Genomic DNA, 5668 nt, shown 5'->3' with positions numbered 1-5668 from the left:
TGCGGCGCGCGCGGTCGGGGCGGGTGTGGGGCGGGGCTCGGCTGGACGCGACATGGACACCATCTCAACACAGGGCGACGCGCGCCGGCCCCGCGTTGCCCGCCCGGGCGTCGACGGGTCAGACGGAGAGGTCCACCTCGGCCGCACGGGCGGCGCCGATGGCCGCGGCCAGCGTGGCCGCGGTGTCCCCGGAGAGGGCCCCGTCCAGGGTCAGTACGGCCAGGGCGGCGCCCTCGTCGTCGCGCGAGACGTCCATGCCGGCGATGTTCACGCCCTGCACCCCGAGGGCCTGGCCCAGGACGCCGATCACGCCCGGGCGGTCCTGGTAGGCGAACACGAGCAGGTGGTCGGCCAGCGGCACCTCGAGCTCGTGCCGGTCCACGCCCACGAGCTTCTGCACCTGGCGCGGGCCGGTGAGCGTGCCGGTGACGGCCGTCTGGGAGCCCTGCGCGGTCGCGGCGCGCACCGTGACGGTGTTGCGGTAGGACTCGGACACCGCGGTGGTGGTGAGGCGGCACTCGACGCCGCGCTGCTCGGCCAGCACGGGGGCGTTCACGTAGGAGACCTGGTCCGAGACGATGTCCGTGAACACGCCCTTCAGGGCGGCCAGGCGCATCGCGGAGACGTCGTGCTCGGCGATCTCACCGGCGATCTCCACCTCGACGGCCGTGATGGACTGCTCGCCCACCAGCGCGGTGAGCACGCGGCCCAGCTTCTCGGCCAGCGGCAGGCCGGGGCGCACGTCCTCGTGGATCGCGCCGCCGGCCACGTTCACGGCGTCCGGCACGAGCTCGCCGGAGAGGGCCAGGCGCACGGAGCCGGCGACGGCGACGCCCGCCTTCTCCTGGGCCTCGGCGGTCGAGGCGCCCAGGTGGGGGGTGACCACGGCGGAGTCGTGGGCGAAGAACGCCAGGTCGGTGGCCGGCTCGGAGCTGAAGACGTCGATGCCGGCGCCCCCGATGGTCCCGGTCTCGAGCGCGCGGGCGAGGGCGTCCTCGTCCACGAGGCCGCCGCGGGCCACGTTCACGATGATCGCGGTGTCCTTCATGCGGGCGAACTGCTCATCGCCGATCATGCCGACCGTCTCGGGGGTCTTGGGCATGTGGATCGTGACCACGTCGGCGCGCTCGAGCAGCTCGTCCAGCTCCACGAGGCTCGCGCCGAGCTGCTGCGCCCGGGCGGTGGTCACGTAGGGGTCGTAGGCGAGGATCTCCATGCCGAACGCCTTCATGCGCTCGGCCACGAGCGCGCCGATGCGGCCCAGGCCGATCACGCCCAGCCGCTTGCCGTACAGCTCGACGCCCGTGTACTTCGACCGCTTCCACTCCCCCGCCTTCAGCGAGCCGTTGGCGGCCGCGATGTTGCGGGCGGCGGCCAGGATGTGGCCGCAGGTGAGCTCGGCGGCGGAGATGATGTTCGACGTCGGCGCGTTGACGACCATGACGCCGGCCTCGGTGGCGGCGGGCACGTCCACGTTGTCCAGTCCGACGCCGGCGCGCGCGATGACCTTCAGCTGCGGCGCGGCGGCGATCGCCTCGGCGTCCATCTGGGTGGCCGAGCGGATCAGCACCGCGTCGACGTCGCGCAGGTCCTCGAGGAGGCGGGCGCGGTCGGCGCCGTCCGTGCGGCGGATCTCGAAGTCGGGGCCGAGGGCCTCGACGGTGGCGGGCGAGAGTTCCTCGGCGATCAGGACGACGGGCTGGGCTGCGCTCACGGGTGCTCCTGGAGGTGTGGTGCGGTGGGATGGAAGGCGGGCCGGCCCGCGCTCCGGTCCGAGCCTAGACGCGTGACCGGGCCGTGGCCGGAATGCGACGCCGGCCCCGGAGCGCGATGCCCGGGGCCGGCGTCGGGGGCTCGGGCGGCTCAGCGGGCCGCCGTGCCCTCGGTGTAGTCGTCGTCCGCGTCCTTGAGCCAGGAGAACATCTGGCGCAGCTCGCGGCCGGTCTTCTCGATCGGGTGGGCCTCGCCCCGGGCGCGCAGCTCCTTGAACTCGGGCGCACCGGCCTTCTGGTCGTCCATGAAGCGCTTCGCGAAGGCGCCGGACTGGATGTCGGCGAGGACCGCCTTCATGTTCTCCTTCACGTCGGGGGTGATGACGCGGGGGCCGGAGACGTAGTCGCCGTACTCCGCGGTGTCGGAGATGGACCAGCGCTGCTTGGCGATGCCGCCCTCGACCATGAGGTCGACGATGAGCTTCAGCTCGTGCAGCACCTCGAAGTAGGCGATCTCGGGCTGGTAGCCGGCCTCGGTGAGGGTCTCGAAGCCGTACTGCACGAGCTGGGAGGCGCCGCCGCAGAGCACGGCCTGCTCGCCGAACAGGTCGGTCTCGGTCTCCTCGGTGAAGGTCGTCTCGATGACGCCGGCGCGGGTGCCGCCCACGGCCTTGGCGTAGGACAGGGCGAGGGCGTGGGCCTGGCCGGAGGCGTCCTTCTCGACGGCGATCAGCGCGGGCACGCCGCGGCCGGCCTCGAACTCGCGGCGCACCACGTGGCCCGGTCCCTTGGGGGCGACCAGGGCGACGTCGACGCCCTCGGGGGCCTGGATGTAGCCGAAGCGCACGTTGAAGCCGTGCGCGAAGAACAGGGCGTCGCCCTCCTGCAGGTTGCCGGCGATGTGCTGGTCGTACACGTCGGCCTGGACCTGGTCCGGGGTGAGGATCATGATCAGGTCGGCCTCGGCGGCGGCGGTGGCGACGTCGACGACGCGCAGGCCCTCGGCCTCGGCCTTGGCGCGGGACCTGGAGCCCTCGGCGAGGCCGATGCGCACGTCCACGCCGGAGTCGCGCAGCGACAGGGCGTGGGCGTGGCCCTGGGAGCCGTAGCCGATGACGGCCACGGTGCGGCCCTGGATGATCGACAGGTCGGCGTCGTCGTCGTAGAACTTCTTCACGGTCATGCTGTTCTCCTCACGGGATGGGTGGATCGGGACGGGTCAGCGGGCCAGGGCGCGGTCGGTCATGGACCGCGGCCCCCGGGCGAGGGCGAGGGTGCCCGAGCGGACGAGCTCACGCACGCCGTAGGGCTCCATCATCTCGAGGAAGGCCTCGAGCTTGTCACGGGTGCCGGTGGCCTCGAGGGTCAGGGACTCCGGGGCCACGTCGACGACGTGGGCGCGGAACAGGTCGGCCGCCTGGACGACCTGACCGCGGGTGGCGGCATCGGCGCGCACCTTGACGAGCAGGTGGTCGCGCTGAACGGAGGAGTCGGGCGTGAGCTCGACGACCTTGATCACGTTGATCAGCTTGTTCAGCTGCTTGGTGACCTGCTCGAGCAGGTCCGTGTCGGCGTCGACGACCACGGTGATCCGGGACAGGCCCTCGACCTCCGTGACGCCCACGGCCAGCGAGTGGATGTTGAACGCGCGCCGGGCGAAGAGGCCGGCCACGCGGGTCAGGGTGCCGGGCACGTCCTCGACGAGCACGGACAGGGTGTGGCGTTCCATCGGTTGCCCTCCTCAGTCTTCCTGGTCCCAGTCGGGCGTCATGCCCCGGGCCACCTGGATCGCGTCGTTGCTGACCCCCGCGGGGACCATCGGCCAGACCATGGCGTCACGGGAGACCACGAAGTCCACGATCACGGGGCGGTCGTCGATGGCGAGGGCCTGCCGGATGGTGTCGTCCAGGTCCTCCCGGCGGTCGCAGCGCAGGCCCGCGGCGCCGTAGGCGTCGGCGAGCTTGACGAAGTCCGGCACCCGGGCGGTGTCGTGGCCCGTGTTCAGGTCCGTGTTCGAGTAGCGCCCGTCGTAGAAGAGGGTCTGCCACTGACGCACCATGCCCAGCGAGGAGTTGTTGATCACCGCGATCTTGATGGGGATGCGGTTGATCACGCACGTGGCGAGCTCCTGGTTGGTCATCTGGAAGCAGCCGTCGCCGTCGATGGCCCAGACCACGCGGTCGGGCTCGCCCACCTGCGCCCCCATCGCGGCGGGGACGGCGAAGCCCATCGTCCCGAGGCCGGCCGAGTTGAGCCACTGGCGCGGGCGCTCGTAGGCGACGAACTGGCTGGCCCACATCTGGTGCTGGCCGACGCCGGCCACGTAGGTGGCCTCGGTGCCGGACAGGGCCGACAGACGCGAGATCACCTCCTGGGGCGCGAGGAGGCCGTCCTCGGTCTCGGTCCAGCCCATCGGGTAGGTCTCCTGCAGGCGCCGCAGCACCGCCCACCAGTCGGCGAGGTCGGGCAGCGCCTCGGTGTCCGTCGCGAGCTCGGCCACCAGGTCCGGGATGATCTCCTTGACGTGGCCGACGATCGGCACGTCCGCGGTGCGGTTCTTGGAGATCTCGGCCGGGTCGATGTCCGCGTGGATCACGCGGGCGCCGGGGGCGAACGAGGGCAGGTGACCGGTCACGCGGTCGTCGAAGCGGGCGCCGAGCGTGATCAGCAGGTCGGCCTGCTGGAGCGCGGCCACGGCGGGGACGCCGCCGTGCATGCCCGGCATGCCCAGGTGCTGGGGGTGCGAGTCGGGGAAGACGCCGCGGGCGGTGAGGGTGGTGACCATCGGGGCGCCCGTGAGCTCGGCGAGGGCGCGCAGCTCCTCATGGGCCTCGCCGCGGGCCACGCCGCCGCCCACGTACAGCACGGGGCGCCGGGCCTCGCGGACCAGCCGGGCGGCCTCGCGGATCTGCCGGGGGTGGCCGCGCAGGACGGGGCGGTAGCCGGGCAGGTCGATCCGGGGCGGCCACGCGAACTCGAACTCGCCCTGCTGGGCGTCCTTGGTGACGTCCACGAGCACGGGCCCGGGCCGGCCCGTGGCGGCGATGTGGAACGCCTCGGCGAGGGCCTGGGGGACGTCCTCGGGCCGGGTCACGAGCCGGGAGTGCTTGGTGATGGGCATCGTGATGCCCACGATGTCCGCCTCCTGGAAGGCGTCCGTGCCGATCGCGGCGGAGGAGACCTGGCCGGTGATGAACACGACCGCCTGGGAGTCCATGTGGGCGTCCGCGATGGCGGTCACCAGGTTGGTGGCGCCGGGACCGGAGGTGGCGATGGCCACGCCGACCTTGCCGGTGGCCAGGTGGTAGCCCTGCGCCGCGTGACCGGCACCCTGCTCGTGGCGCACCAGGATGTGGCGGATCCGATCGGAGTCCATGAGCGGGTCGTAGGTCGGCAGGATGGCGCCGCCGGGCAGCCCGAACACGTCCGTGACCCCCAGCTCCTCCAGGGAGCGGATGATGCCCTCGGAACCGGTCATCCGGGTCGGCTCGACGCGGGAGCCCTCGCCGGGCACCCGCGGCTCGACGATCTCGGGCCGAGGGGCCGGACGGCGCTCCTGGACCCGGGCCGTCTCCGTCGGGCGGGAGGCCGGCGTCGGGACCTGCGGGACCGCCGCGCGGGCGTCGCGGGGGGTCGTGCTCATGGGGTCACCTCACTGCGTTCGTCGCTGCGTGTCCGTCGCGGGGGCGTCGGACGGTCGTCGTTCGGATCCGTCGGGCGTCGGGGACCGTGGCCGCGTCGATGACGGATCGGGCCGGCGTGGCGGAGTCTGAGGTGGGGACACGGGCCGCCGGGTCCTTCGGGGTGGTCTCAGTATCGACAGCCGTGCGCCCCGTCCGCCATCGACCACCCGCCTGTCTCGCAATGTGAGATAAAGCGTCACATCGTGAGACGACCGGGCGGTCGGGGTCGAATCCCGGGCCTGAGCCCACCCTAGTTGTTGTGGGTCATGAGGT

General features: G+C 72.6%; 4 protein-coding genes. All 4 read right to left on the bottom strand.

The annotated features are described in order from the left end of the window. Positions 1–118: 118 nt before the first annotated feature. The 4 genes from serA to HMPREF3105_RS06745 all read right to left on the bottom strand — a co-directional run bounded on the left by serA (position 119) and on the right by HMPREF3105_RS06745 (position 5355). Entirely contained in the window at positions 119–1714 is a 1596-nt protein-coding gene (serA, locus tag HMPREF3105_RS06760) for a phosphoglycerate dehydrogenase (protein WP_069941570.1), read from the bottom strand. A 149-nt stretch (positions 1715–1863) separates the two neighbouring features. Then, a complete protein-coding gene (ilvC, locus tag HMPREF3105_RS06755; protein ID WP_069941569.1) occupies positions 1864–2895 on the bottom strand; it encodes a ketol-acid reductoisomerase in 1032 nt (343 codons plus the stop codon). A 36-nt stretch (positions 2896–2931) separates the two neighbouring features. Further along, complete coding sequence (gene ilvN / locus HMPREF3105_RS06750) at positions 2932–3441, bottom strand: acetolactate synthase small subunit (protein ID WP_002854209.1); 510 nt, start codon at positions 3439–3441, stop codon at positions 2932–2934. 12 nt (positions 3442–3453) lie between these two features. Beyond that, a complete protein-coding gene (locus HMPREF3105_RS06745) occupies positions 3454–5355 on the bottom strand; it encodes an acetolactate synthase large subunit (RefSeq protein WP_070709030.1) in 1902 nt (633 codons plus the stop codon). Between the last annotated feature and the right edge of the window lie 313 nt (positions 5356–5668).

The sequence above is a fragment of the Micrococcus sp. HMSC31B01 genome (assembly GCF_001816085.1).
Lineage (GTDB): Bacteria > Actinomycetota > Actinomycetes > Actinomycetales > Micrococcaceae > Micrococcus > Micrococcus luteus.
The sequence above is the reverse complement of the archived record's forward strand: the minus strand, read 5'-3'. Positions and strand labels throughout refer to the sequence as shown.